This window comes from Streptomyces purpurascens (assembly GCF_045040895.1).
Lineage (GTDB): Bacteria > Actinomycetota > Actinomycetes > Streptomycetales > Streptomycetaceae > Streptomyces > Streptomyces purpurascens.
In genome coordinates this window covers 7,939,742-7,965,968 of the sequence record NZ_CP108341.1, presented here as the reverse complement: position 1 = coordinate 7,965,968, position 26,227 = coordinate 7,939,742, and the positions used below count along the sequence as shown (strand labels likewise).

23 protein-coding genes and 1 pseudogene are annotated in these 26,227 nt (G+C 71.4%); 8 read left to right on the top strand and 16 right to left on the bottom strand.

The genetic code is table 11. The features are described from left to right. Positions 1 to 23: 23 nt before the first annotated feature. From OHU35_RS36190 to OHU35_RS36180, 3 genes are all read right to left on the bottom strand, one after another. The gene (locus tag OHU35_RS36190) at positions 24 to 1,703 is read right to left on the bottom strand and encodes a BCCT family transporter (RefSeq protein ID WP_372498756.1); all 1,680 of its coding nucleotides are present in this window, start codon (positions 1,701 to 1,703) and stop codon (positions 24 to 26) included. Between the two features lie 127 nt (positions 1,704 to 1,830). Further along, on the bottom strand, positions 1,831 to 3,108 hold the full coding sequence (locus tag OHU35_RS36185; protein ID WP_405508301.1) for a M14 family metallocarboxypeptidase: 1,278 nt from the start codon (positions 3,106 to 3,108) through the stop codon (positions 1,831 to 1,833). Then, entirely contained in the window at positions 3,105 to 5,060 is a 1,956-nt protein-coding gene (locus OHU35_RS36180) for a Xaa-Pro dipeptidyl-peptidase (protein ID WP_359889567.1), read from the bottom strand. Before OHU35_RS36180 ends, OHU35_RS36185 begins: the two co-directional genes overlap by 4 nt. Before the next feature lie 201 nt (positions 5,061 to 5,261). Between OHU35_RS36180 and OHU35_RS36175 the strand changes: the two genes are divergently transcribed. Beyond that, positions 5,262 to 6,785: a M1 family metallopeptidase gene (locus OHU35_RS36175; RefSeq protein WP_405508300.1), complete on the top strand. Its 1,524-nt coding sequence runs from the start codon at positions 5,262 to 5,264 to the stop codon at positions 6,783 to 6,785. 96 nt (positions 6,786 to 6,881) lie between these two features. Then, positions 6,882 to 7,769 carry an arginase family protein gene (locus tag OHU35_RS36170; RefSeq protein ID WP_405508298.1) on the top strand — a complete coding sequence of 296 codons (888 nt, stop codon included), beginning with the start codon at positions 6,882 to 6,884 and terminating at the stop codon, positions 7,767 to 7,769. 51 nt (positions 7,770 to 7,820) lie between these two features. Here the strand turns inward: OHU35_RS36170 and OHU35_RS36165 are convergent. Both OHU35_RS36165 and OHU35_RS36160 read right to left on the bottom strand, forming a co-directional pair. Further along, positions 7,821 to 8,157 (bottom strand): annotated as a pseudogene (locus tag OHU35_RS36165) (Appr-1-p processing protein); the annotation flags it as partial. Positions 8,158 to 8,231: 74 nt separating this feature from the next. Then, positions 8,232 to 9,698: an amino acid permease gene (locus OHU35_RS36160; protein ID WP_359889558.1), complete on the bottom strand. Its 1,467-nt coding sequence runs from the start codon at positions 9,696 to 9,698 to the stop codon at positions 8,232 to 8,234. A gap of 269 nt (positions 9,699 to 9,967) precedes the next feature. Here OHU35_RS36160 and OHU35_RS36155 point away from each other — a divergent pair, with 269 nt between their 5' ends. After that, a complete protein-coding gene (locus OHU35_RS36155) occupies positions 9,968 to 10,684 on the top strand; it encodes a MerR family transcriptional regulator (protein WP_405508296.1) in 717 nt (238 codons plus the stop codon). On the opposite strand, the gene OHU35_RS36150 is transcribed toward OHU35_RS36155, so the two are convergent. The 4 genes from OHU35_RS36150 to OHU35_RS36135 form a co-directional block, all read right to left on the bottom strand. After that, positions 10,670 to 12,856 (bottom strand): 3-hydroxyacyl-CoA dehydrogenase NAD-binding domain-containing protein, encoded by a 2,187-nt coding sequence (locus tag OHU35_RS36150; protein ID WP_405508294.1) that lies wholly within the window; start codon positions 12,854 to 12,856, stop codon positions 10,670 to 10,672. The two genes, OHU35_RS36155 and OHU35_RS36150, sit on opposite strands and share 15 nt — an antisense overlap. A 35-nt stretch (positions 12,857 to 12,891) precedes the next feature. Next, a complete protein-coding gene (locus OHU35_RS36145) occupies positions 12,892 to 14,106 on the bottom strand; it encodes an acetyl-CoA C-acetyltransferase (RefSeq protein WP_189726037.1) in 1,215 nt (404 codons plus the stop codon). A gap of 11 nt (positions 14,107 to 14,117) precedes the next feature. After that, positions 14,118 to 15,263, bottom strand: a complete 1,146-nt coding sequence (locus tag OHU35_RS36140; protein WP_405508292.1) for a CaiB/BaiF CoA transferase family protein — start codon at positions 15,261 to 15,263, stop codon at positions 14,118 to 14,120. A gap of 111 nt (positions 15,264 to 15,374) precedes the next feature. Continuing rightward, positions 15,375 to 15,755 (bottom strand): MmcQ/YjbR family DNA-binding protein, encoded by a 381-nt coding sequence (locus OHU35_RS36135; RefSeq protein ID WP_405508290.1) that lies wholly within the window; start codon positions 15,753 to 15,755, stop codon positions 15,375 to 15,377. Between the two features lie 92 nt (positions 15,756 to 15,847). On the opposite strand from OHU35_RS36135, the gene OHU35_RS36130 reads away from it, so the two are divergent. Then, a complete protein-coding gene (locus OHU35_RS36130; protein WP_405508289.1) occupies positions 15,848 to 17,026 on the top strand; it encodes a saccharopine dehydrogenase family protein in 1,179 nt (392 codons plus the stop codon). Between the two features lie 22 nt (positions 17,027 to 17,048). Here the strand turns inward: OHU35_RS36130 and mmpA are convergent, their stop codons facing one another. Beyond that, positions 17,049 to 17,195 (bottom strand): morphogenic membrane protein MmpA, encoded by a 147-nt coding sequence (gene mmpA / locus OHU35_RS36125; RefSeq protein ID WP_184588153.1) that lies wholly within the window; start codon positions 17,193 to 17,195, stop codon positions 17,049 to 17,051. Positions 17,196 to 17,298: 103 nt separating this feature from the next. Next, positions 17,299 to 17,991: an endonuclease V gene (locus OHU35_RS36120; protein WP_405508287.1), complete on the bottom strand. Its 693-nt coding sequence runs from the start codon at positions 17,989 to 17,991 to the stop codon at positions 17,299 to 17,301. A gap of 62 nt (positions 17,992 to 18,053) precedes the next feature. Between OHU35_RS36120 and OHU35_RS36115 the strand changes: the two genes are divergently transcribed. Next, complete coding sequence (locus OHU35_RS36115) at positions 18,054 to 18,347, top strand: YciI family protein (protein WP_189726043.1); 294 nt, start codon at positions 18,054 to 18,056, stop codon at positions 18,345 to 18,347. A 10-nt stretch (positions 18,348 to 18,357) separates the two neighbouring features. On the opposite strand, the gene OHU35_RS36110 is transcribed toward OHU35_RS36115, so the two are convergent. After that, positions 18,358 to 18,681: a plasmid stabilization protein gene (locus OHU35_RS36110; protein ID WP_189726044.1), complete on the bottom strand. Its 324-nt coding sequence runs from the start codon at positions 18,679 to 18,681 to the stop codon at positions 18,358 to 18,360. 70 nt (positions 18,682 to 18,751) lie between these two features. Beyond that, positions 18,752 to 19,855 carry a WD40/YVTN/BNR-like repeat-containing protein gene (locus OHU35_RS36105; protein ID WP_405508285.1) on the bottom strand — a complete coding sequence of 368 codons (1,104 nt, stop codon included), beginning with the start codon at positions 19,853 to 19,855 and terminating at the stop codon, positions 18,752 to 18,754. Positions 19,856 to 20,102: 247 nt separating this feature from the next. On the opposite strand from OHU35_RS36105, the gene OHU35_RS36100 reads away from it, so the two are divergent. Beyond that, positions 20,103 to 20,519 (top strand): SsgA family sporulation/cell division regulator, encoded by a 417-nt coding sequence (locus OHU35_RS36100; protein ID WP_184588159.1) that lies wholly within the window; start codon positions 20,103 to 20,105, stop codon positions 20,517 to 20,519. A gap of 102 nt (positions 20,520 to 20,621) precedes the next feature. Here OHU35_RS36100 and OHU35_RS36095 read toward each other — a convergent pair whose 3' ends face one another. The 3 genes from OHU35_RS36095 to OHU35_RS36085 all read right to left on the bottom strand — a co-directional run bounded on the left by OHU35_RS36095 (position 20,622) and on the right by OHU35_RS36085 (position 21,959). Then, positions 20,622 to 20,834, bottom strand: a complete 213-nt coding sequence (locus OHU35_RS36095; RefSeq protein WP_372498759.1) for a hypothetical protein — start codon at positions 20,832 to 20,834, stop codon at positions 20,622 to 20,624. Beyond that, entirely contained in the window at positions 20,818 to 21,159 is a 342-nt protein-coding gene (locus OHU35_RS36090) for an isocitrate lyase/phosphoenolpyruvate mutase family protein (protein WP_405508283.1), read from the bottom strand. The genes OHU35_RS36095 and OHU35_RS36090 overlap by 17 nt, the downstream gene beginning before the upstream one ends. A 146-nt stretch (positions 21,160 to 21,305) precedes the next feature. Then, positions 21,306 to 21,959: a GPP34 family phosphoprotein gene (locus OHU35_RS36085; protein WP_405508281.1), complete on the bottom strand. Its 654-nt coding sequence runs from the start codon at positions 21,957 to 21,959 to the stop codon at positions 21,306 to 21,308. Between the two features lie 292 nt (positions 21,960 to 22,251). Between OHU35_RS36085 and OHU35_RS36080 the strand changes: the two genes are divergently transcribed. After that, positions 22,252 to 23,877, top strand: a complete 1,626-nt coding sequence (locus OHU35_RS36080; RefSeq protein WP_189726047.1) for an ABC-F family ATP-binding cassette domain-containing protein — start codon at positions 22,252 to 22,254, stop codon at positions 23,875 to 23,877. 10 nt (positions 23,878 to 23,887) lie between these two features. Further along, positions 23,888 to 26,197, top strand: a complete 2,310-nt coding sequence (locus OHU35_RS36075; protein WP_359889536.1) for an excinuclease ABC subunit UvrA — start codon at positions 23,888 to 23,890, stop codon at positions 26,195 to 26,197. The last annotated feature ends 30 nt before the right edge of the window (positions 26,198 to 26,227 follow it).

Genomic DNA, 26,227 nt, shown 5'->3' with positions numbered 1-26,227 from the left:
ATCCGGCAGGGCGGTCGCCCGGGTCAGTGCTTGCCGATGGGGTCGCCCTCGACGTCCGGGCCGACGCCCGGGCCGACACGGAACTCGAAGTCGCCGTCGTACTTCTCGTGGCCTGCCATGACGGCCATTTCGACGGCCTCGGAACCCATTTGCTCACGCACGATCACCGGGTCACGGCGCAGGTCGCGCATGAGCGCGACGCACATGAAGGTCATCACGACGACGAACGGCGCCGCCGCGAGGATGGTGAGGTTCTGCAGACCTGTCAGCGCGTCGCCCGAGCCGCTGCCGACGAGCAGCATGATCGCGGCCACCGCTCCGGTGACCACGCCCCAGAACACCACCACCAGGCGGCCGGGTTCGAGCGCGCCCTTCTGCGAGAGCGTTCCCATGACGATCGACGCCGCGTCGGCACCCGAGACGAAGAAGATGCCGACGAGGACCATCACCAGCAGGCTGGTGGCGGTGGCGATGGGGAACTGCTGCAGCACGTCGAAGAGCTGGCCTTCGGGGGTCGCCTCCTTGCCGAGCTTGTTCTCCTCCTGCATCTTCATCGCCGAGCCGCCGAAGATCGCGAACCAGATCAGGCTGACCGTGCTGGGCACGAGGATGACGCCGCCGATGAACTGCCGGATGGTCCGGCCCCGGCTGATCCGGGCGATGAACATGCCGACGAACGGCGTCCAGGAGATCCACCACGCCCAGTAGAAGACGGTCCAGCTGCCCAGCCAGTCCGCGACGCCCTCCCCGCCGCTGGCCTCCGTACGGCCGGCCAGCTGGGGCAGGTCACCGAGGTAGGCGAAGACCGACGTCGGCAGCAGGTCGAGGACGATGATGGTCGGGCCCGCCACGAACACGAACAGGGCGAGGATCAGCGCCAGCACCATGTTGGTGTTGGACAGCCACTGGATGCCCTTCTCCACACCGGAGATCGCGGACGCGACGAAGGCCAGGGTCAGCACCGCGATGATCGCGACGAGCAGCCCGGTGCTCACCTTGTCCATCCAGCCCAGCTCCTGCACTCCGGAGCCGATCTGCAGCGCGCCGAGCCCCAGGGAGGCGGCGGAGCCGAAGATGGTCGCGACGATCGCGAGGATGTCGATGACCCGGCCGGCGGCGCCGTTCGCGTGCTTCTTGCCGATGAGCGGGGTGAAGACGGCGCTGATGGTCTGGCGGCGCCGCCTGCGGAAGGTGCTGTAGGCGATGGCGAGGCCCACCACGGCGTAGATCGCCCAGGGGTGGAGCGTCCAGTGGAACAGGGTGGTGGCCATGGCCGTCTCCATGCGCTCACCGGAGTCGGCGGGGTTCGTGCCCGGCGGGGCCGTCGAGTAGTGCGACAGCGGTTCGCTCACGCCGTAGAACATCAGGCCGATGCCCATGCCCGCGCTGAACATCATCGCGACCCAGGACACCGTGCGGAACTCGGGCTCCTCACCCTCCGCACCGAGGTGGATACGGCCGTAACGGCTGGCCGCGAGCCAGAGGGCGAACACAACGAAGCCGGAGGCGGCGAGCATGAACGCCCAGCCGCCGTTGTGCATCAGCCCGCTGAGCATGCTGGTGGAGACGGATTCGAGCGAGTCGGTCGCCGTGGCACCCCAGATCACGAAGGCGAGCGTGAGCGCCGCCGTGACACCGAAGACGATCCGGTCGGTCTGGGGCCTCTCCTGACCGGGGAGGCCCGCTTCCGATCCCGGCAGCACGCCTCCCCCATGGGGATCGCTCTCGCTTGGTCGGTCGTGTGTCACAGGCGGCACCTTTCATTGAAACGTAGGAGGAACGTAAGTCCTCCGTAACGCCCCTACCACGTGTGGCGCAAATTCATCCTCCTCAACATTGCGTTTCGGACTCGGCTGCCGTGAGGTGGTACGTGGCCCGTGCGTCGAGCAGCAACGGGACGAGCGCCCGCAGGGGCTGGCGCAGGGGTACGAGCACGCCCTCGGCGCCCCGTCGTACGCGCACACCGTGCAGCGCGAGTTCGTCGCCGACCTCGGTGTACTGCGCGGCGGTGAGCCGGTAGCCGCAGGGCGGGTTCTGGATCACCTCGGCGGGTTCGGGCGTGTCGTTGTCGGCGCCGCCGACGTAGACCGGGCCGGTGGCCAGGTAGCCGGCGAGCCGGGCCTTGGCCGTCGTCGCCTCGATGCGGCCCCGGCGCTGATCGGTGTATCCGAACAGGCCCTTGAGCGCGTCCAGTTGGGAGGTGACCCGGCGCCGGTTGTTCAGCGCCTCGTCCGCCTTCTCCGCTTCGGTGAGCGGGTCCACACGGCTCTCGATGAGCAGTCCGATCGAATGCTTTACACCGGACATATTGCGCAGAATGCGCTCCTGCCCATCTCCGGCGACCTGTTTGACCGGTTCGCCCGTTTCCGGGTCGGTCCAGATGCCGTAGGTGCCGGTCGAGTGGCCGGCCCGCTGTGCCGCGGGGCGGACGTAGGCCTCGGAGAGGGTCTTCGCCTCGTCGTGGACCGCGTCGTGGGTGTTGAGGTTGCGCGGCCACAGGTCGAAGAGGGCTTTGTCGTAGTACTGGGGTGTTGCTCCGTATTCGTGCAGATCGTAGATGATGTCGGGGCGCTGGTCGCGGATGAGCGCGGCCAGGGCGCGGCCCTCGGCGGTCTGAAGGGCGAGGTGGTCGCGGTTGATGTCGACGCCGTCGCTGTTGCCGCGCGTGTCGGCGGCCCGGCCGTCGGGGTTGGCGGTGGGCACGACGAGGACGGTGGTGCGGTCCAGGAAGCGCCGGGTGCGGCTGTCACGGGCGTGGGCGAGGTCACGGACGGTGGTCAAACAGGCTTCGCGGCCGGAGGGTTCGTCGCCGTGCTGGCTGCACACGAGGAGCACCTTGTTCGGGCTCGGGCCGGTGCCGATCCGCAGGAGCTGGAGCGGCCGGTCCTGCTTCGTCGTACCGAAGCGGGTCATGGAGACCCGGCTGCTCGACCGGTCGACGGCCTTGAGGAACTCCTGCTCCTCGGGCTGGGTGGTCCACCGGGCACCGCCGGTCCGCTCGAAGCCGGTGCGCGGCGGGGAGTCGGTGGCCGTGGCCGCCTGGGCGGGGACGGCGACCAGGGATGCGGCGAGGGCGGCGGTCAGGGTCAGGGCGCGGACGCGGTTCACTGGGTTCCCTCCGGGACGCGGTGGGTGGTGCGCGGTTCCCGGACGCCGTCCAGTAGCGCGGCGACGGGCGTGGTGAGCGCGGCACCCGCGGTGGCGCGGGCGAAGGCGGCGGGTCCGCCGACGAACGGCACGTCGGCCGAGGTGCGGGAGAGGTCGAGCGCGAGCTTCGGCGTGTCGGCGGGAGGGTCGATGAGGCCCTGGTCGGTGCCCGCGACGATCAGCGCCAGGCGGTGGCCCTTCGGGACGACATGGTCGGTCGCCGCCAGGTCGAGGGTGATCGTGTACCGCTTGCCCGGGGTGAGCGGGGAACCCTTCCCCTCCGAGGCGTGGTTGCCGAGGTCGGCCCAGCCGCGGCTGACGACCGTGTAGTCGACGTCGGCGGTCTTGGCCTTGGCCTCCTTGAAGCAGGAGCTGTCGCCGGCGGTGCTCGCGCCCCAGCAGGTGCGGTTCGTGAGGGTGGTGATGCCTTCGCCGGCGTCGGCGTAGTCGCGGATGGTGTCGGGGCCGACGTCCACGAGGACGGCGGAGAGATGGGCCGTCGGGGTGGAGGGCGTCGCGGTGACGGTGACCTCGGAGGAGCCGGACAGGCGCAGCTCGCGGGTGAGCGGTCCGGTGACGAATCCGGCCTTCTCCGGTGTCGACTTGTCGATCTGTGCGGCCCAGTCGGTCTCGCTCAGCTTCGGGTCGTCGGTGAAGGTCTCGGTGCCGTGACCGCGGTCCAGGCCGAGGGTGCCGACGCCGGGCTGGGCTCCCCGGTCGGGACGCAGGGTGGTGGCCCGGGTGCCGGCCGGCGGCCAGACCGTGGAGGTGCTCCACTGGTCGGGACGGCGTTCGATGTCGGCCATGGGCTCGCGGTCGATGCCGTTGTCGTAGCCCATGAGTTCGTGGTCGAACCAGCGGTGCAGGGTGTCGACCCAGGTGGCGCGGCGGAAGTCGAAGGGGTCGACGTGGCCGGTCTGGGAGAGCCAGATCTTGCGCTCGACGCCGTGCTTCGCGAGGGCGTCCCACCACTGGCCGACGTGCTTCATGCGCACGTTGAGGTCCTGCGTGCCGTGGATCAGGAAGACGCTGGCCCTGACCTTCTTCGCGTTCTTCACGTAGTCGCGCTCGGTCCACAGCGGGGTCCAGTCGCCGGTGCGCGGGGCCCCGTCGACGAGCTTCTGCTGCACAGCGCCGCACTTCTCGCGGGCGTCGGGGCTGTTGACGTAGTCGGACAGCCACTCGGGGCCGGAGTCGTAGAGCGGGGCGCCCTGCTGGAAGTAGTAGTCGTACCAGGAGGAGATGGCGCTGATCGGGACGATGGTCTTCAGGCCCTTGACGCCGGTGGCGGCGACGCCGTTGGCGATGGTGCCGTCCCAGCTCTTGCCGATCATGCCGGTGCGGCCGTTGCTCCAGGCGGCCTTGGCGCGGGTGGTGCCGGAGCGGGTCGTGTAGGCCTTGGCGCGGCCGTTCAGCCAGTCGACGACGGCCTTCGCGGACTGGATGTCGGAGCGGCCGCCGACGTCGTCGCAGCCGTCGGAGCGGTTGGTTCCGGCCAGGTCGACGCCGACGAAGGCGTAGCCGCGGGGCACGAAGTAGTTGTCGTAGTACAGCGGCATCTGGACGACGTCGCCGTTCGCGTCGTACGTCTTGCGCTGGCTCTCGTTGCCGCGCCCGCAGCAGGAGTAGTACGGGCTGGCGTCCATGATGACGGGGATCCTGCGGCCCTGCCGGGCGGGTTCGCGGGGGCGGACGATGTCGACGGCGACCCGGTCGGCCTTTCCGTCGCCGTCGCCGTCGAGTCCGGTGTCCACCCAGACGGCCTCACGGATGGCCTTCTCGTACGAGTAGACGGGTTCGCTCCCGCGCGGGGCGGCCTGTGCCGCGGCCGGGGTGAGCAGTGTGGCCAAGAGGGCGGCCGTGGCCGCCGTCGCGAGCGGTCTCCAGGTCGTGAAGCGCGTGCGTTTCGGCATGCGCCGGACGCTACATCGGTGAACTCCTGTTCAGAAGAGGGCAGCTGACGGACCGGCGTGTCCGGGAGGGGCCCGAGGGGCGGGTGCCTCATGTCGGCCGAATGGCGATCGTGTGACAGCAGGGACCATGGACATGACTAGTGACACAGGGAGTCAATAGGCTCCGGACAGCATTTCGGGACCTACGACTTGGAGCCTTGCGTGCACCGCAGAATCATCGCGCCGGGAGCCCTGGCAGCGGCCGTTCTCCTGCTGGCGATCCCGGCGTCGGCCGCGCCCCACTCCCCCGGCGCGCCGGGTATCGGTGACCCCTACTACCCGGCCTACGGGAACGGCGGATACGACGTCTCCCACTACGACCTCCGGCTGAAGTACCAGCCGGCCACGGACGAACTGGAGGGCACGGCGACCCTCGTGGCCCGCACCACGCAGGAGCTGTCGAGGTTCAACCTGGACTTCCTGCTGGATGTCGGCGAGGTGCGCGTCAACGGCGCGAAGGCCTCGTTCACGACGTCGGGCGAGCACGAGCTGGAGATCACGCCGAAGACGCCGCTGGCCAAGGGCGCGTCCGTCACGGTCGTCGTGCGCTACCGCGGGGTGCCGTCGTCGAAGAAGGCCTACGGCTTCACCAGCTGGCACCGCACTCCGGACGGCGGTGTCGCGGCGAACGAGCCCGAGGCCGCGGCGTGGTGGTTCCCGGGCAACGACCACCCGCTCGACAAGGCCACCTACGACGTGTCCGTACTGGTCCCGGACGGCACGCAGGCCATCTCCAACGGCACGCTCCAGTCGACGAGTTCGCGCCTCGGCTGGACCCGTTGGAACTGGCGCTCGAACAAGCCGCAGGCCACGTACCTCGCCACGCTGGCGGTCGGGAAGTTCGACATCACGACGGGCACGACCGAGAGCGGCATTCCGGTCCTCAACGCCTACAGCAAGGACCTGGGCGACCACGCCGGCGCGGCGCGGGCGAGCATCGAACGGACCGGGGAGATCGCGGACTGGCTGGCCGGGTACTTCGGGCCGTACCCCTACAACGCGCTCGGCGGCTATGTGCCGAACACCACCACGGGGTACGCGCTGGAGACCCAGACCCGGCCGTACTACAGCCCGCGACAGTTCGCGAACGGGTCGAACGTGTCCCTCGTCGTCCATGAGATCGCCCACCAGTGGTACGGGGACGACGTGTCCCTCAAGCGCTGGCAGGACATCTGGATCAACGAGGGGTTCGCGCGGTACGCGCAGTGGCTGTGGTCCGAGCACGAGGGCGAGGGCACCGCTCAGGAACTCGCCGACTACGTGTACGCCTCGCATCCGGCGGACGACTCGTTCTGGACGGTGAAGCCCGGGGACCCGGGTCCGGAGAACCAGTTCGACGCGGCGGTCTACGACCGGGGCGCGCTGGCCGTGCAGGCGCTGCGCAACGAGATCGGTGACGAGGCGTTCTTCGCGATCCTCAAGGGCTGGCCGCAGAAGTACGCCCATGGCAACGCGTCGGTCGCCGACTTCCGGCGCTACGCCGAGGAAGTGTCCGGGAAGCCCCTGGCCGCGCTGTTCGACACATGGCTGTTCCAGGCGTCCAAGCCGGCGTCGGCGGCGGCCCGGACCGTGTCCGTCGCGAAGGCCGGCGGGACGGTGTCACAGCCGAGGTCGTGGAAGAAGATCGCCGCGACCGACGGGGTTCACGAGCACGCGCGGCACGGGAGCGGCGAGCACAAGCGCTGACGCGCCTCCTCCCGCACGGCGGTCTACGGTGGGCCCATGCGCGTCCGGCGTATGGGCCCGGGCGGCGCGTCGGCCGGCGGGTGAAGGGAGCCGGGCGTGCGGGATGCGGCGATCATCGAGGCACCGTCCGTGCTGGGGCTGCGCCCGACCGGGGTCGAGGGACTGCCGGAGGCGCTGCTCGGGGCCGGGCTGGCCGAAGGCCTCGGCGCGGTGCGGGCGGGCCGGGTGGAGCCACCCGCGTACGACCCGGAAAGGGATCCTGAGACCGGGGTGCTCAACCCCGACGGCATCGCCGCGTACTCCGTCGCCCTGGCCGATGCCGTCTCCGCTGTCCTCGACGACGGCCGGTTCCCGGTGGTGCTGGGCGGCGACTGCAGCGTGCTGCTCGGCAATCTGCTCGCGCTGCGCCGCCGGGATTGGCACGGGCTGCTCTTCCTCGACGGGCACACCGACTTCTACCAGCCGTCGGCGGAACCGGCCGGTGAGGCGGCCTCCATGGAACTCGCCCTGGCCACCGGGCGCGGTCCGCGCGTCCTGGCCGACCTGGAGGGCCGGGGCCCCCTGGTGCGGGACGAGGACGTCGTCGCCCTGGGGTTCCGGGACACGGAGGAGTCCGCGGCGTACGGCATGCAGCCGCTGCCGTCCGCGCTGCACGCGATGGAGCTCGACACCGTGCGTGACCTGGGGGCGGCCGAGGCGGCCCGGCGCGCGGTCGGGCTGCTGACGGGCGACGGCGCGGGCGCCGGGTACTGGGTCCATCTCGACGTCGACGTGCTGGACGACGCGGCCATGCCCGCCGTCGACTACCGGCTGCCGGGCGGCCTGACCTGGCAGGAACTGGAAACCGTCCTGCGCACGGCACTGTCCGACGGCGGAGCGGTGGGCCTCGACGTCGCGATCTTCAACCCCCGGCTGGATCCCGACGGGTCGCTCGCGGAACGCCTGGCCGAGTGCCTGCTGCGGGGTTTCGACGGGCAGGGCTGACCCCTGTCGGGGGGCGGGGGCAAGGGCTGAGCCGGTCCGAGCCGCGTCGCCTCAGTCCCCGTGGTCGTACACCGTCACCCGTATCCCCTATCCCCTGTCGCACCAGCCGCTCCTCGACGAGCGGCTCGACGCGGGACCACTTCCCGCCGGCCAGGCCGCAGCCGATGCGCGGCATGTGCACGGACGCGCCCAGCTCGGCGGCCTTGCCGGCGAGGGAGCCGAGGGCCGTGTCGATCGCCTCGTAGCGGACGGGGGCGCCCTTGCTGCCGGCCCTGATGCCGCGCCGGCCGATCATGTTGGCCACCCACACATACGGCTCGACCTGCACGAACCGCACCGCGCCCAGCCCGAAGTCGTTCGCCGCGCGGCCCCGGTGCCGGGCACGGTGGCGTCACCCCGGACATACCTGATCCCCGACATGACGCCACCGTGGACGCGGCCACTGACCATGGCCCCGGCCTGCTACTTCGTGAGCTGGGACAGCTCCTGGTCGGCCGTCGCGGACACCCGGCGGCGGATGCCGAACCAGCCCGCGACCAGCATGGCCGCGATCAGCGGGACGAGCAGGAGTGTCTTGCGGCCGACCTCGGGGTCGTTCCACATCATGGCGAGGCAGGCCAGCAGGAAGACGATCGTGGTGATCTCCGTGACCGGGCTGCCGGGGAGGCGGAAGGAGGGGCGGTCGACCAGGCCCGCCTTGGCACGGCGGACGAAGACCAGGTGGCAGATCATGATGATCACCCAGGTGCTGATGATGCCGAGGGAGGCGACGTTCAGCACGATCTCGAAGGCCTGGGCCGGCACGAGGTAGTTCAGTCCGACGCCGAGCACGCACACCGCGCAGGTGAGCAGGATGCCGCCGTAGGGGACCTGGCTGCGGTTCATGCGGGCGGTGAACTTGGGCGCGGAACCGGCCATCGCCATGGAGCGCAGGATGCGGCCCGTGGAGTACAGGCCCGAGTTCAGCGAGGACATGGCGGCCGTCAGGACGACCAGGTTCATCACGTCGCCCGCCGCGGGGATGCCGATCTTCGACAGGACCGTGACGAAGGGGCTCTGGTCGGCCGAGTAGACCGAGCCGGGCAGGAGCAGGGCCAGCAGGACGACCGAGCCGACGTAGAAGAGCCCGACCCGCCACATGATCGAGTTCACCGCGCGCGGGACGACCTTCTCCGGCTCGGCGGTCTCACCCGCGGCGACACCGACCAGCTCCAGCGCGGCGTACGCGAAGATCACGCCCTGCATGACCAGGACGACGGGCATCATGCCGTGCGGGAAGACGCCGCCGTTCTCCGTGATCACGCTCATGCCCGGCGTCTGGCCGCCCACCTTGTGCTGCGTGGCCAGCAGGAAGATGCCGATGAGCATGAAGCCGACGAGCGTGGCCACCTTGATGATGGAGAACCAGAACTCCATCTCGCCGAAGATCTTCACCGAGATCAGGTTCACGGCCAGCACGACCGCGAGCGCGACCAGCGCGAGCACCCACTGCGGGATGTCGGTGAACAGGCTCCAGTAGTGCGTGTAGAGCGCGATCGCGGTGATGTCGGCGATGCCGGTGGTCGACCAGTTCAGGAAGTACATCCAGCCGGCGACGTAGGCGCCCTTCTCACCGAGGAACTCGCGCGCGTACGACACGAAGGAGCCCGAGGAGGGGCGGTAGAGCACGAGTTCGCCGAGGGCCTTCACGACGAAGAAGGCGAAGATGCCGCACACCAGGTAGGCGATCGCCAGCGCCGGGCCCGCGTTGTGCAGCCGCCCGCCGGCACCCAGGAAGAGTCCGGTGCCGATCGCGCCACCGATGGCGATCATGTTGACGTGGCGGGGCTTGAGGTCCTTGCTGTAGCCGGCGTCGCCCGCGTCCGCGGGCACCTGGGCCGCATCGGTACGCGGCGTCGCCGCAGCCGTGTTGACGGCGTCCTTGCTCACGGGTGGTTCCACTCTCTGGATCACCCCGGACGTCGTGGGCCCGGGGTCCGTACAGTGCGATGGCCCGCACCACCCTTATGACGCGGCGCGGACCAAGGCTGCACCTTCCCACACCGGTCTGCGCGCATTCGGTGACGGGCGTCACACAGCGTCACTTCTCACAAGGTCCACCAGGAACAGGCACAGCGATCACCGGCTGTTCACTTCATGGTCATGCGGGGATGCGACCGAGGTTTCACAGCACTGGTGAGACAGCGATACTGCTGCACATGACGACCGACACCGAGGAGCCGACCCTCACGATCGACGAGCTGGCCGCCCGGGCCGGTGTCACGGTGCGCACGGTCCGCTTCTACGGCACGAAGGGGCTGCTGCCGCCGCCGGTGCTCGGCCCCCGGCGGGTGGGGCACTACGGGCAGGAGCACCTGGACCGGCTGGCGCTGATCGAGGAGTTGCAGCGGCAGGGCATGACGCTCTCGGGCATAGAGCGCTATCTGCGGCGACTTCCGCCGGACCTGAGCGCGCACGACTTCGCCATCCACCGGGCCGTGGTGGCCTCCTGGGCGCCGGACACCGTCGAGACGGTCACGCGGCAGGAGCTGGAGCGGCGGGCCGGGCGGCCGCTCGGCGCCGAGGACGTCGAGCGGCTGGCCGCGATGGGCGTGGTCCGGCCCGGGGACAACGGGTACGAGGCCGACCTCGGTCTGCTCCGGCTGGGCGTCGGACTGCTGGACGTGCCGCTCTCCCAGGAGGCGATCTTCGCGGCGCGCAAGGTTCTCATCGAACACACGCGCGCCGCGGCCCGTGAACTCTCCCAGCTCTTCCGGGGCGAGGTGGCTGAGCGTGACGCCCGGGACGTGCGGTCCCTGTCGGCGCACATGCACCCTCTGGTGGTGCAGGCGCTCCTCACGGCCTTTCAGCGGTCGCTGAAGGAAGAGCTGGGCGAGTGGCTCACGGAGCCTCCGGAAGAGTCAGCCCCGGGCTGAGTCGCTGAACCGCTCCCCCTTCTCCGCCTTGTCCACGAGCAGCGCGGGCGGTGCGAACCGGTCGCCGTAGCGCTCGGCGAGTTCACGCGCGCGTGCCACGAATCCGGGCAGGCCTCCCTCGTAGCCGTTGATGTACTGGAGCACGCCGCCGGTCCAGCCCGGGAAGCCGATGCCGAAGATCGAGCCGATGTTGGCGTCGGCGACCGAGGTCAGCACGCCCTCCTCCAGCAGCCGGACGGTGTCCAGCGCCTCGGAGAAGAGCATGCGCTCCTTCATGTCCTCGAACGGGATCTGATACCCGGGCTTGGTGTAGTGCTCGCGCAGTCCCGGCCACAGCCCGGCGCGCTTGCCGTCGTCGCCGTAGTCGTAGAAGCCGGCGCCGCCGCTGCGGCCCGTGCGGTCGAACTCGTCGACCATGCGGTCGATGACGGCCTCGGCGGGGTGGGCCGTCCAGGTGCCGCCCGCCTCCTCGACGGCCCGCTTCGTCTCGCCCCGGATCTTGCGGGGCAGCGTCAGCGTCAGCTCGTCCATCAGGGACAGCACCTTGGCCGGGTAGCCGGCCTGGGCGGCGGCCTGCTCGACCGACGCGGGCTCGATGCCCTCGCCGACCATGGCGACGCCCTCGTTGATGAAGTGCCCGATGACGCGGGAGGTGAAGAAGCCGCGCGAGTCGTTGACGACGATCGGGGTCTTGTTGATCTGCCGGACCAGGTCGAAGGCGCGGGCCAGGGCCTCCTCACCCGTGCGCTCGCCCTTGATGATCTCGACGAGCGGCATCTTGTCGACGGGCGAGAAGAAGTGCAGTCCGATGAAGTCGCTCTGGCGCTCGACGCCCTCGGCGAGTGCGGTGATGGGGAGGGTGGAGGTGTTGGAGCACAGCAGCGCGTCGGGCGCCACGACGTTCTGGATCTCCTGGAACACCTTGTGCTTGAGGGACGTGTCCTCGAAGACGGCCTCGATGACGGCGTCGCAGCCGGCCAGGTCCTGCGCCTCGGCGGTGGGTGTGATGCGGGCGAGCAGCGCGTCCGCCTTCTGCTGGGTCGTACGGCCCTTGGAGACGGCCTTGGCGCACAGCTTCTCGGAGTAGCCCTTGCCCTTGAGGGCCGACTCCAGGGAGACGTCCTTCAGGACGACGTCGATGCCGGCGCGGGCGCAGGAGTAGGCGATGCCCGCGCCCATCATGCCGGCGCCGAGGACGGCGACCTTGCGGACCTTGCGGGGCTCGATGCCCTTGGGCCGGTTGGCACCCGAGTTGACGGCCTGGAGGTCGAAGAAGAAGGCCTGGATCATGTTCTTCGACGTCTGCCCGGCCGCGAGGTCCACGAAGTAGCGGGCCTCGATGACCTGGGCGGTCTCGAAGTCGACCTGGGAGCCCTCGACGGCGGCGGCGAGGATGTTGCGCGGCGCCGGGTAGGGGGCGCCGCCCGTCTGCTTGCGCAGATTCGCCGGGAAGGCGGGCAGATTCGCGGCGAACTTGGGGTTGGCGGGCGTGCCGCCCGGGATGCGGTAGCCCGGCTTGTCCCAGGGCTGCTGGGACTCCGGGTTGGCGTCGATGAAGGCGCGGGCCTTGGCGAGCAGTTCCTCCTGGGTCTCGGCGACGTCGTCGACGAGCCCGTTCTCCCGCGCGCGGCGCGGGCTGTACTGGGTGCCCTGGAGGAGGACCTTCAGCAGGGCGTCGGCGATGCCGAGCAGGCGGACGGTGCGGACGACGCCGCCGCCTCCGGGGAGCAGGCCGAGGGTGACCTCGGGGCAGCCGATCTTCGAGCCGGGCGCGTCGAGCGCGACGCGGTGGTGGCAGGCCAGGGCGATCTCGTAACCGCCGCCGAGGGCCGCGCCGTTGAGCGCGGCGACGACCGGCTTGCCGAGGGTCTCGATGCGGCGCAGGTTCCGCTTGATCGCCATGCCGCCGTCGAACAGCTCCTGGGCCGTCCCGGGGGTGACGCGGATCAGGTCGCGCAGGTCGCCGCCGGCGAAGAAGGTCTTCTTGGCGGAGGTGATGATGACGCCCCGGATGGAGTCCTTCTCGGCCTCCAGGCGGTCGGTGACGGCGGCGAGCGAGTCGCGGAACGCCTGGTTCATGGTGTTCGCGGACTGGTTCGGGTCGTCGATGACGAGGGTGACGAGGCCGGTGCGGTCCTGTTCCCAGCGGATGGTGGTGGATTCAGTGCTCATGGGGATGTGCTCCGTAGTGATCCGTTGGGAGGGGGTCAGATGCGCTCGACGATCGTGGCGACGCCCATGCCGCCGCCCACGCACAGCGTGGCGAGGCCGTAGCGCTTGTCCTGGCGCTCCAGTTCGTCGACGAGCGTGCCGAGGATCATCGCGCCGGTCGCGCCGAGGGGGTGGCCGAGGGCGATCGCGCCGCCGTTGACGTTGACCTTGTCCAGGGACAGGCCCATGTCCTTCACGAAGCGCAGCACGACCGCCGCGAACGCCTCGTTGATCTCGACGAGGTCGATGTCGTCGATGGTCAGTCCGGCCTTGGCGAGGGCCTTGCGGGTGGCGGGGGCGGGGCCGGTGAGCATGATCGTGGGCTCGGAGCCGGACACGGCGGCGGAGACGATCCGCGCGCGCGGCGTGAGGCCGTAGCGCTCGCCGACCTCCTTGGAGCCGATCGCGACGAGCGAGGCGCCGTCCACGATGCCGGAGGAGTTGCCCGCGTGGTGGACGTGGTCGATCTTCTCCACCCAGTGGTACTGCTGGAGCGCCACCGCGTCGAAGCCGCCGAGTTCGCCGATGTCGGCGAAGGACGGCTTGAGCTTGGCCAGGGAGTCGGCGGTGGTGCCGGGGCGCGGGAACTCGTCGTGGTCGAGGACGACGAGGCCGCTGCGGTCCTTCACCGGGACGACGGACCTCTCGAAGCGGCCGTCCTTCGTGGCGGTGGCGGCGCGCTCCTGGGAGAGCGCCGCGTACTCGTCGACGTCCCGCCGGGAGAAGCCCTCGATGGTGGCGATGAGGTCGGCGCCGATGCCCTGCGGCACGAAGTTCACGTCGAGGTTGGTCATCGGGTCGTTGAACCAGGCGCCGCCGTCGGAGGCCATCGGCACCCGGGACATCGACTCCACGCCGCCCGCGAGGACGAGGTCCTCCCAGCCGGAACGCACCTTGGCGGCGGCCAGGTTGACTGCCTCGAGGCCCGAGGCACAGAAGCGGTTCTCCTGCACGCCGGCCACCGTGTCGGGCAGGCCCGCGGCGATGGCGGCGATCCGGGCGATGTCGGAGCCCTGGTCGCCGACCGGGCCGACGACGCCGAGCACGATGTCGTCGACGGCGGCCGGGTCGAGGCCGGGGAAGCGGGCGCGGATCTCGTGGATGAGTCCGACGACCAGGTCGATGGGCTTGGTGCCGTGCAGGGAGCCGTTGGCCTTGCCGCGGCCGCGCGGGGTGCGGATCGCGTCGTACACGTACGCTTCGGTGCTCACGAGGGGGCCTTTCACTGAGGGTTGCGGGGCGCTGTGAGGAGCCCGGGGACGTCCCAGTCCCGGGCGACGTCCGCCGTGTCGGCGCCCGGCCGCGCCGGGCCGGTGCGGACGGAGGTCGGGGTCGCTGAGAAACGGGGGGCCGGGGCGGGCTGGGTGATGCCGCCGTGGTCGGTGAAGGTGCCGCGGGCGGCGAGATGCGGGTGGTGCGGGGCCTCGCGCAGGGACAGGACGGGCGCCACGCACGCGTCGGAGCCCTCGAAGACGGCCGTCCACTCGTCCCTCGTCCGGGTCTTGAAGCGGATCGCGATCTGTTCGCGCAGTTCGCCCCACCGGGTGACGTCCTTGCGGGCCGCGGCCTGGTCCTCGATGCCGAGGAGGGTCAGGAACTCCTCGTAGAACTGCGGCTCCAGCGCGCCGACGGCCATGTGCAGGCCGTCGGCCGTCTCGTACGTCCCGTAGTACGGGCAGCCGCCGTCGAGGAGGTTGGCGCCGCGGCGGTCCTGCCAGCCGCCGGCGGCGAGCATGCCGTGGATCATCGTGGCGAGGTGGGCGGTGCCGTCGACGATGGCGGCGTCGACGACCTGGCCGGTGCCGGTCGCGCGCGCGTGGTTCAGCGCGGCCAGGACGCCGACGACGAGGTACAGGGAGCCGCCCGCGTAGTCGCCGAGGAGGTTGGCCGGGACGGCCGGCGGCTCGTCCGGCCGGCCGATCATGCCGAGCGTGCCGGTGGGGGCGATGTACGCGATGTCGTGCCCGGCGCGCCCGGCGAGCGGGCCGTCCTGCCCCCAGCCGGTCATCCGCCCGTAGACGAGGCGCGGGTTGCGGGCGTGGCAGGCCTCGGGGCCGACGCCCAGGCGCTCGGCGACACCGGGGCGGTAGCCCTCGACCAGGATGTCGGCGCGTGCGGCGAGGTCGAGCACACGGCCGGGGCCGTCCGGGGCCTTCAGGTCGACGACCACCGAGCGCTTGTTGCGGTTGGTGACGTCGTACGCCGGGTCGATCGCCAGTCCGGGGCCGCCGGGGCGGTCCACGCGCACGACGTCGGCCCCGAGGTCGGCCAGGAGCATGGCGGCGAACGGGCCGGGCCCGATGCCGGCCAGCTCGACGACGCGCACGCCGCCGAGCGGGCCGTGTCCTGGCGTCCTTGCCGTGGTCATCCAGCCCCCAGTGCTGTGACACAACTGATGTAACACCAGTGATGCTAAGAACGCGTTCCGATCGACACAAGACCTGAAGAGAGCAAGCGCTTAGTAATCTGCCCGACGGAGTCAGCCTTCGTCCAGTTCCGCTATCAGCCGTTTCGGCGCGATCACCCGATAGCTCTCTTCCACCCAGTCGCAGAGCATCTCCGCGGCCGGGGCGCCCGGCCGCTCCAGGGGGACGCTCACCCAGCCGGACTTCCCCAGGCCGTATCCGGCGGGCTCGGCGCCGGGGCTGGACAGGGCGTGGGCGTGGGCCGTCTCGTCCTTGAGCTTCACCGTCACACCCAGGGGGTAACTGCCGTCCTGGACGCCGAGGAAGACGAACACCTTCTTGTTGGCCTTCGCGACGGACTCGCCCCAGGGGAACTCCTCGACGGCACCCGGCAGCCCCAGCGCGAACTCGCGCACTTTCTCCCACTTCTTCAGGGCATTCCTGGGCACGGCCATCGTCGTTCCTCCGGGCTCGTCGTCGGGCTCCGCACTCCTCACGCTAGCCTCGGCCACCGACAGCGGCACGGGCTGCACGACCGAGGGGTGTCATGAGCAGGCTGAACAGGACGGACCGTCCGTACGACATCGTGCTCTTCGGAGCCACCAGTTTCGCCGGAGTGCTCACCGCGGAGTATCTGGCCGCGCACGCACCGGACGGACTGCGCTGGGCGATCGCGGGCCGCAGCGCGGAGAAGCTGGAGCGGCTGCGCGAGCGGCTGCCGGACGACGCGCAGGTGGGGGTGGTGCGGGCGGACGTCTCCGACCCGGCCTCGCTGCGCTCCCTCGCCGAGCAGGCGCGCGTGGTGGCCACGACGGTCGGCCCGTACGTGATGTACGGCGAGGAGCTCGTGGCCGCCTGCGCGGACGCCGGGACCGACTACCTCGACCTCGCGGGCGAGCCGGAGTTCGTGGACCTGATGTACGTCCGGCACGACGCACGCGCGCGTGAGACCGGGGCCCGGCTGGTGCACGCCGCCGGCTTCGACTCGATCCCGCACGATCTGGGCGTGTACTTCACCGTGCAGCAGTTGCCCGAGGACGTGCCCCTGACCGTGGACGGCTTCGTGACCGCCGACGCGGCCTTCTCGGGCGGCACCTTCAACTCGGCCCTGAACCAGTTCGCGCGGCAGCGGGAGATGGCGGCGGCCGTGCGGGACCGGCGACGGCACGAGCCGCGGCTGGTGGGACGGCGGGTCTCCGCGCCGACCGGGACGCCACGGTTCGCCAAGGAGGTCGGCGCCTGGGCGCTGCCGATGCCGACCATCGACCCGCAGATAGTGCGGCGGTCGGCGGCGGCCCTCGAGCGGTACGGCCCCGACTTCCGCTACCGGCAGTACGCGGCCGTCCGGCACCTGCCCGTCGCGGTGGGCGGGGTCGCGGCCGTCGGCGCGCTGGTCGCGGCGGCCCAGGTGCCGCCCGCGCGGCGCTGGTTGTCGGACCGGCTCAAGCCCGGGGACGGGCCGAGCCCCGAGAAGCGGGCGAAGAGCTGGTTCTCCCTGCGCTTCGTGGGCGAGGGCGGCGGCAGGCGGGTGTACACGGAGGTCTCGGGCGGCGATCCGGGGTACGACGAGACGGCGAAGATGCTCGCCGAGTCGGCGCTGTGCCTGGCCTTCGACGACCTGCCGGAGCGGGCGGGTCAGCTCACCACGGCGGTCGCGATGGGCGACGCGCTGATCGACCGGCTGCGCGCGGCGGGGATCCGCTTCCGCGTCGCGTCGACCCGCTGAGGAACGCCGAGGGGGCTCCGTCCTACATCGGCCACTCGGCGATGGTGTAGATCATCCCGGCGATCCAGGCGAGCCCCGCCAGCACGGCCAGGACGAGCCCGATCGTGACGGCACGCTCGACCGTCTGGGTCGGTCCGGCAACAGGCTTGGGAGCGCGGTGCGTTGTCATGCGCCCCAGCCTGCCGACGAGGGCCGGGGCCGGGCATCCGTACAGGTACTCAGAGCCGGTACTCAGATCACACCGGCCGGTCTCCTCGGTCGGCGGTGGCCGGTCAGGCCGGGTAGGTCTCCCGCAGCGCCTTGCGGCAGAGGGCGTCCGCTCTGCGGGTGGTTTCCGGGAGGCGGTACCCGGGGGTCAGGGCGAGGGTGTGGGCGCAGGCGCCCGCGAGCGTCACGCGGTGGCCGACCGAGACGAAGACCGGCTTGACCGCCTCCCGGGTGCGCAGGGCGCGACCGACCTCCTCGGAGCCGGCGAGCAGCGCGGAACTGCTGCCGCGCGGGGTGTCCGGGTCGTCGTAGGCGAAGGTGAAGGGGTTCTTGGCGACGCCGATCGTGGGGAGGCCGGTCAGGACGCCGAGGTGGCTGGCGAGGCCGAAGCGGCGGGGGTGGGCCAGGCCGTAGCCGTCGCAGACCACCAGGCCCGGAGGGAGCGGCAGGGCGTCGAGGGCGGCCAGGACCGTGGGGATCTCGCGGAAGGCGAGCAGTCCGGGCACGTAGGGGAAGGAGACGCGGCCCACCGCCGTGGCCTCCGCGACGACCTCGAGGCTCGACGCGTCCAGGACGACCGCCGCCGCGACGACGACATCGCGTGCGTCGTCGTAGGCCACGTCGACCCCCGTCACATGGCCCGTGCCGGGCGGCGGTCCGGGTTCGTCGAGGATCACGCGCTCGCGCAGTTCGTCCTGGACGGCGCGGGCCTGTTCCTCGGTCGTGGGCCAGTGTTCGGGGATGCGTACGGTCGTCATGGTGGCCTGAGCCTACGGGCTTCCCGCCGGCCGCACGGGTGCCCGGGGGTAGGCTCGTGATCATGTTCGTGCTGGAGCTGACCTACACCGCCCCGCTGGACGCCGTCGACACCGTGCTGGAGGCGCATGTGGCGTGGCTCGACGAGCAGTACGAGCGGGGCGTCTTCCTCGCGTCCGGACGCAAGAACCCCCGCGACGGCGGGGTGATCATCGCCGTCGCGGGGGACCGTGCGCGGATCGAGGAGATCACCGCCGGGGACCCGTTCGTCACCGCGGGCGTGTGCGCGTACCGCGTCACCGAGTTCGTCGCGACGAAGACGGCACCCGCGCTGGAGGCCTACCGGGAGACCCTCTGAGGCGTGCGCCTCACTTGCCCAGTGCGCGCTGCAACTGGCTCTTGTTCATGCTGGAGCGGCCGTCGACGCCGCGGCGCTTGGCCTCCTGGTACAGCTGGTCGTAGGTGGGGCCCTGGGACCCCTGGCCCGACCGCTGCCCGCCACGCTTGCCGGAGGACATGTCCTGGGTGGAGGTTCGGCCGGCGGTCTTCGACTCGCCGGAGCGGGCGCGTTCCTTGTTCACCGTCCGCGCGGCGATCTCCTTGGCGCGGCCGGTGCTCTCGCCCCGGTCCCGCGCACTGTCCTTGATGTGCTCGTACTGACGCTCCCGCTTGGAGCTCGAACCGCGTGGCATCACCGCTCACTTCCTCTCACGACCAGTGAACGAGTACCCACACTGCCAACGATCAGGGCAGTCCGCATGCTCAGTGCTCCAGGCGGGCAACCCGGCCCTTCTCACCGGCGGCCCAGCACCCTCGGTGCGGGGTGCAGTCGACGGTGTCGTAGGAACCGGCGTCGACCGTCCGCCAGGTGCGGCCGCCGTCCGCGGTGAGGTCGGTGCCGGTGGGGCCGACGGCGAGGGCGGCGGTGCGGCTGTGCGGGAGCCAGGCGACGCCGGAGCGGTAGGCGGGCGGGGATGTGGCGGCGGGGCGCCAGGCGCGGCCGCCGTCGGAGGTGCGCGCGGCGGCCTGCGGGGAGGGCTGGTCGGGGCGGAAGTCGCCGCCGACGGCGAGGCCGTGGCCGCGGTCGCGGAAAGCCAGTGCGAAGACGCCGCGGGCCGCGTCGCCCGCCGGGAGGGCCGTGTCGGTGGCCGTCCAGGTGTGCCCTCGGTCGGCGGAGTGCAGCACACGCGCGCGTGCGGCCCCGCCGGTGGCGAGCCAGACGTCCTTCGGCCCGGAGGTGACCAGACACTGGCCGCTCGCCGCGAATCCGGCCTCGCCCTCCTGCGCGGCCGGCATACCCGCGTTCGGCAGTACCTTCCAGGTACGGCCGCCGTCACCGGTCGACAGGATGCGGAACCTCCCGTCCACCGGGTCGCTCATCGCGAGGCCGTGGCGGGAGTCGAAGAAGGCGAGGCAGTCGTAGAAGGCCTTCGGGTCGGTGTTGCGGAAGGACTCCGTCCAGGTCGCCCCGCCGTCGTCGGTCCGGTACACCCGGGACGCCTCGCCCTCACCGATGGCCAGGACCACGGCCCGGCGCGCGTCGAACGCCTCGACGTCCCGGAACTGCAACTCCGCCGCACCCGGGGGCGAGACGTTCCGCCAGTTCGCCCCGCCGTCGGTGGTGCGCAGGACGGTGCCGCCGGTCCCGGCGACCCAGGCGGTGTTCCGGCTGACGGCGGCGAGGCCGCGGAACCGAACGTCCGGGGTGCCGGTGTCCTTCAGTTCCCAGTGCGGCACCCGGCGCTCCGGCTCGTGCGCCTGTGCCGGTACGGCGGTCAGGGCGGCCAGTGCCGCCGCGCAGGCCGCCGCAGCGGTCACCCTGCGCCGTGTTCGTCCCGTCCGTCGCGTGCTCCCCAAGGGCCTCATGGCCGGGGAAGCTAGCCCACCGCCCGGGCGCCGTCCAGACGGCCTCGCGGCCGCGGCGGTTGTTCCGGTGAGCGCCACAAGTGCCCGCCGTGGCACATGAGGAGAGTCACGTCACTCTGGTGCATGAACACGGTGACAGAGGTCACTCGCACTTCGTGTGCACGGATTGGCTGAATCCGGCGTCTCTTCCAATGCCCGGCCGCAATCCGACCGGAAGTCCGTCCAGCCGTCACAAGGGAGCAAGGCGTTGTCCATCGTCATCGAGCAGCCCGTGGAGGCCCGTCTCGTCGCCGCCGCGCCGCGTATGCCGAGCATTCCCGCGACGCTGCACTACGACCGACGCGACCCGTTCGCCGTCCGCATGACCTTCCCCGCCCCGGCCACGCTGGAGGGTGTCGAGGTCTGCTGGACCTTCTCCCGCGAGCTCCTCGCCGCGGGCCTGAAGGAGGCCGAGGGACACGGGGACGTGCGGGTGCGGCCGTACGGGTACGACCGCACCGTGCTGGAGTTCCACGCGCCCGAGGGCACCGCCGTCGTGCATGTCCGCTCCAGTGAGGTGCGCCGGTTCCTGGAGGCCACGAGCGAGCTCGTGCCCGTCGGTCTCGAGCACCTCCAGCTGGATCTGGACCACGGCCTGGCGGAGCTGATGCGCGACGCGTGCTGAGCCAACGCCCCTGCGCCGGCAGGGCGTTGACCTCGTTGTAGTCCAGAGCGCCCGCAAGTGACCCGTATGTCCCCGTGTCCAGCAGCTCCCGCGCGGCTTCCTTCACGATCTCCGGGTCGACGGCCCCGGGGACGAAGATCCCGTCGGCCCCGGCGGCGCGGAACGCGGCGGCCCGCTCCAAGGTGAGGTCCTCCCCCACTGCCCGAAAGGCGTGGGAGGTGCCCCCACCCCAGCGCCACTCAGGAAGGTGTCGGTCCGGGCGTTGACGAACAGCGGCACACCCGCCGCGTCGGCCGCCTCACGGGCGGCGGCGATCCGCTCGGCCTGCTCTTCGAGGTCCCGCAGCGGACCGCCCGCTCCGGCGCCGACGCCGTACGGCGTCCTCGATGTTCACCCCCACCGCTCCCGCGGCGAGAACCGCTCGGACGGTGGCGGCGACGCCCGCGGCGTCCTCGGCGTAGCCGCTCTCGATGTCCGCGGTCACGGGGACGGTCACGGCGCGGGCGATACGGGCGACGGCTTCGAGGGCCGCGTCGCGGTCCACCCGTTCGCCGTCCGGCGCGCCGAGCGCCCGGACGAGCCCGGCGCTGGTCGTCGCCACGGCGGCGGCTCCCGCCTCCTCGACCAGCCGGGCGCTCACGGCGTCCCGGCGTTGGGCAGAACCAGCGGGGTCCCGGGGAGGTGCAGGGCACGGAAGGCCGCGGCTCGGTCGCTCTGGTTCGTCATGCCGGCAACCCAAGCAGCGGGACGGGGGCCTTGGCTGGCAGGAGTCCGACCTGGACGTGGTCAGCGCAGGACGGACGCTGTCGACTCCGCCGCCACCGCCGTACGCACCTCGCGCACGATCTTCCGCAGCCCGGGCGCCGTACCCCCGGCACGCTCGGTCAGCTCCTCGACGCGCTGCTCGTGGGCGCGGACGTCCCTCTCGGGCAGCAGGTCCGCCGCCGCGGCGAGGGCGACGAGCGCCGCGTCACGCCAGGAAGTCTCGGCGACGGGCGGCGGCCCCTGGAGCGCCTGCCGCGTCTCCTCCCGCAGCGCGTCCACGGCGGCGACGCGCTCCAGCGCGTAGTCGACGGAGGGGAACACGCCGAGGACCCGCTTCTTCTCCGCCCGCAGATACGCCCCGGCCACGAGCTGCTCCCGCACGGCGTCGAGGGTCACTCGGGCCCGCAGCGTCACCCATGTCCGCCAGGGGTGCGGGCACGACTCGTGGACCAGTTCCAGCAGCCCGTCGAGGACCGCGTCACCGGTACGCGCGTCGAGGTCGACCGGCGTGGCGATGCCGTCCTCGTCGGTGAGCAGGCCGCGCTGGGCCAGTTCGGTGAGGGCACCGGCCCGCACCAGGACGGCCGGATGGCCGGTGCCGGCGGCCGTCGGCCGCGCGGAGCCCCAGGCCAGCAGGCAGAGCCGGGCCGGCAACGAGAGCGGGCCGTCGGTCACGGGGCCTCCTCGGGAAGCTCGGGCCGCACGTTAATTCGTTGACAGGCCCGACGCCCCCTCGTACGTTGTTCAGCGTCCTGTTGCCGCCGATTGGAGAAGGACGTTGCTCGTCTGAGGTCCTGAGACACCGCGTCACACACCTGTGGTGTGTGCGCTGCGTGCGACCTCGGCGACTGAGCCGTCCTCCGGTGCAGGGCTTTTCTCATGCCCGTGGAGTCCCTCCTCCCTGGTCGCAGGTGTCTCGATACGCGTTTGCCCCTGACCGCATCAAGCAACCGCGAAAGAGGCCCGCATGCCTACTTCCATCACTGTCACGTCCCTCTCCTTCACCTGGCCCGACGGCTCCTCCGTCTTCGAGGGCCTGGACGTCGCGTTCGGGCCGGGCCGGACCGGCCTGGTCGGCGTCAACGGGTCGGGAAAGTCGACCCTGTTGAAGCTGATCGCCGGTGAGCTGGCCCCGGCCGACGGCGCCGTCCGGGTGGCCGGCGAGGTCGGCTACCTCCCGCAGAACGTCACGCTCGACACCACCCTGCGCGTCGACCAGGCGCTCGGCATCGCCGCACAGCGGGCAGCGCTGCACGCCATCGAGGCGGGCGACGTGTCCGAGGCGCACTTCGAGACCGTCGGCGACGACTGGGACGTCGAGGAGCGCGCCCTGGCCACCCTGGGCGAACTCGGGCTCGGGCACATCGAGTTGGACCGCACCATCGGCGAGGTCTCGGGCGGCGAGTCGGTCCTGCTGCGACTGGCCGCGCTGCTGCTGCGCCGCCCCGATGTGCTGCTGCTGGACGAGCCGACCAACAACCTCGACCTGTACGCGCGCAGGCGGCTGTACGCGGCCGTCCAGTCCTGGCCGGGCGTGATGGTGGTCGTCAGCCACGACCGCGAACTCCTGGACCTCGTGGACCAGATCGCGGATCTGCGCTCCGGCGAGATCACCTGGTACGGGGGCAACTTCTCCGACTACGAGGAGGCCCTCGCCGTGGAACAGGAGGCGGCCGAGCGCATGGTGCGCGTCGCCGAGTCCGACTTCCGCAAACAGAAGCGCGAACTGGCCGACGCCCAGGTCAAGCTGGCCCGCCGCAAGCGGTACGGACAGAAGATGTTCGAACAGAAGCGCGAGCCGAAGATCGTCATGGGGGCGCGCAAGCGCGCGGCGCAGGAGTCCGCGGGCAAGCACCGCATCATGCACGAGGAGAAGCTCGCCGAGGCCAGGGAGCGGCTCGACGAGGCGGTGGAGGCCGTACGGGACGACGACGAGATCCGTGTCGACCTGCCCTACACGGCCGTGCCGCCGGGGCGTACCGTCCTCACCCTCCAGGATCTCGGGCTCCGGTACGGCGCCCGGGTGGAGGGCGGCTTCGAGCTGCGCGGTCCGGAGCGGGTCGCGCTGATCGGGCGCAACGGCTCGGGCAAGACCACGCTGCTGCGCACGATCACCGGCGAGCTGGATCCGGAGTCGGGCGAGATGCGGACGCATGTGCCGCTGCGGTTCCTGCCGCAGCGGCTCGACGTTCTCGACGGGGAGCTGACCGTCGCCGAGAACGTGGCCCGGTTCGCCCCGGACGCCACCAACAACCGGATCCGGGCGCGGCTGGCCCGCTTCCTGTTCCGGGGCGCCCGGGCCGACCAGAAGGCGGCGACGCTGTCCGGCGGCGAACGCTTCCGGGCGGCGCTGGCCGCGCTGATGCTGGCGGAGCCCGCGCCGCAGCTGCTCATGCTCGACGAGCCGACCAACAACCTCGACATGGCGAGCGTGCGGCAGCTGACCACGGCCCTGGAGTCGTACGAGGGGGCGCTGATCGTGGCCAGTCACGACCTGCCGTTCCTGGAGTCGATCGGCATCACGCGCTGGCTGCAGCTGGAGGACGGAGAACTGAAGGAAATCACGCCAGAGGCTGTCGGGTATTCCGCCTAGCGTCGGCGGCATGACCGACTTCACGCACGATGTCATCACCCTGACCGGAGCTCGCGAGAACAACCTCAAGGACGTCACCCTCCGCATCCCGAAAGGCCGGCTGACCGTGTTCACCGGCGTCTCGGGGTCGGGGAAGTCGTCCGTCGTGTTCGACACGATCGCGGTGGAGTCGCAGCGCCAGCTGAACGAGACGTATCCGTGGTTCGTCCGCAACCGGCTGCCCAAGTACGAGCGGCCGCACGCGGACGGTCTCGAGGACCTCTCCCCCGCGATCGTCGTCGACCAGCGGCCCGTCGGCGGCCACTCCCGGTCGACGGTGGGCACCATGACGGATGTCTACTCGGTGATCCGGGTGCTGTTCTCCCGGCACGGCACCCCGAGCGCCGGGCCGGCGACGGCGTACTCGTTCAACGACCCGTCGGGCATGTGCCCCGACTGCGACGGCCTCGGCCGTACGGTCCGTCCCGACTGGGACCGCATCCTGGACCCGGACCGCTCCCTCGCCGACGGGGCGGTCCGCTTCCCGCCGTTCGCCGCCGGGACCTGGCAGGGGCAGGCGTACACGAACAGCGCCGACCTGGACCCGGACAAGCCGGTGGGGCGGTTCACGGCCGCCGAGCGGGAGTTCCTGATGCGCGGGCGGCCCGGCGGCAGCAAGGTCACCGTCAACGGCACCGGCGGCACCTGGACCACCGAGTACGAGGGGCTGGCCGACCGCTTCGAGCGGCTGTACCTGAAGCGGGACCTGTCGGCCATGAGCCAGAAGACCCGCGACCTGGTCAGGGAGTTCCTGGTGGAGGGCGCCTGCCCGGCCTGCCGGGGAGCCCGGCTCAACGCGGCGGCGCTCGCGACCCGGATCGACGGCCGGTCCATCGCCGACTGCGCACGGATGCAGGTCACCGACCTCATCGCCGTACTGAAGGAGATCGACGACCCGGTGGCCGGGGTGATCGCGGGGGCGGCGGTGGCCGCGCTGGAGCGGATCGAGACCATCGGGCTCGGCTACCTCAGCCTCGACCGGGAGACGGCGACGCTCAGCGGCGGGGAGGGGCAGCGGCTGAAGACGGTGCGGCACCTCGGTTCCAGCCTGAGCGGGATGACCTACATCTTCGACGAGCCGAGCGTCGGACTGCACCCGCGCGATGTGGGCCGCCTCGGCGATCTGCTGCTGCGGCTGCGCGACAAGGGCAACACCGTGCTGGTCGTCGAGCACGACCCGGACGTGATCGCGCTGGCCGACCATGTGGTGGACATGGGGCCGGGGGCCGGTACCGGCGGCGGCACGGTCGTGTTCGAGGGAACGCCGGACGAGCTGGCCGCGTCCGGCACGCTCACCGGCCGCTGTCTGCGCACCCGTACGACGGTCAAGGGCGAGGTGCGCCGGCCCGTCGGCGACCTGTGGGTCAAGGGCGCCGACCGGCACAACCTGCGGGACGTCACCGTACGGTTCCCGGCCGGTGTGCTCACGGCGGTGACCGGGGTCGCCGGGTCGGGAAAGAGCACCCTGGTCGCGGAGTTCACCGCCGCCCACGACGAGGCCGTGGTCGTCGACCAGTCGTCGATCGGGATCTCGGGCCGGTCCACTCCGGCGACCTATCTGGGGATCATGGACACGGTACGGAAGATCTTCGCCCGCGAGACGGGGGCCGAGGCGGGCTTCTTCAGCTTCAACTCGAGCGGAGCCTGCGGCACCTGCGAGGGCCGGGGCATCAGCTACACCGACCTCGCCTTCATGGACCCGGTGACGACGACCTGCCACGACTGCGAGGGGCGGCGCTTCCGGGACGAGGTCCTGCGGCTCACCGTGCGGGGCAGTTCCATCGCCGACGTCCTGGAGATGACGGCCGAGCAGGCGCTCGGCTTCTTCGACGACACGGGCGTACGGCGCCGGCTGCGTGCCCTGCGGGACGTCGGGCTGACGTATCTGACGCTCGGCCAGCCCCTCTCGACCCTCTCCGGGGGCGAGCGGCAGCGCATCAAGCTGGCCACGCGGCTGCACCGGACGGGCGCGGTCTACGTGCTCGACGAACCGACGACCGGCCTGCACATGGCGGACGTGGAGGGACTCGTCGCCCTGCTGGACCGGCTGGCCGACACGGGCAACACGGTCATCGTCGTCGAGCACAACCTGGACGTCGTCGCCCGCGCCGACTGGGTGATCGACCTCGGTCCGGACGGCGGCAGGGACGGCGGCGAGATCGTCTTCGAGGGCACGCCGCGGCAGCTCCTGGAGGCGGAGGGTTCGTTCACCGGGGAGCATCTGAGGAGGGCGGTGCAGGGTGCGGCGGGCGTGCCTCCGGAGGTCGATCCCGGGCGTTGACGCGTCAAGCCGCGGTCCGCGCCGTGGACC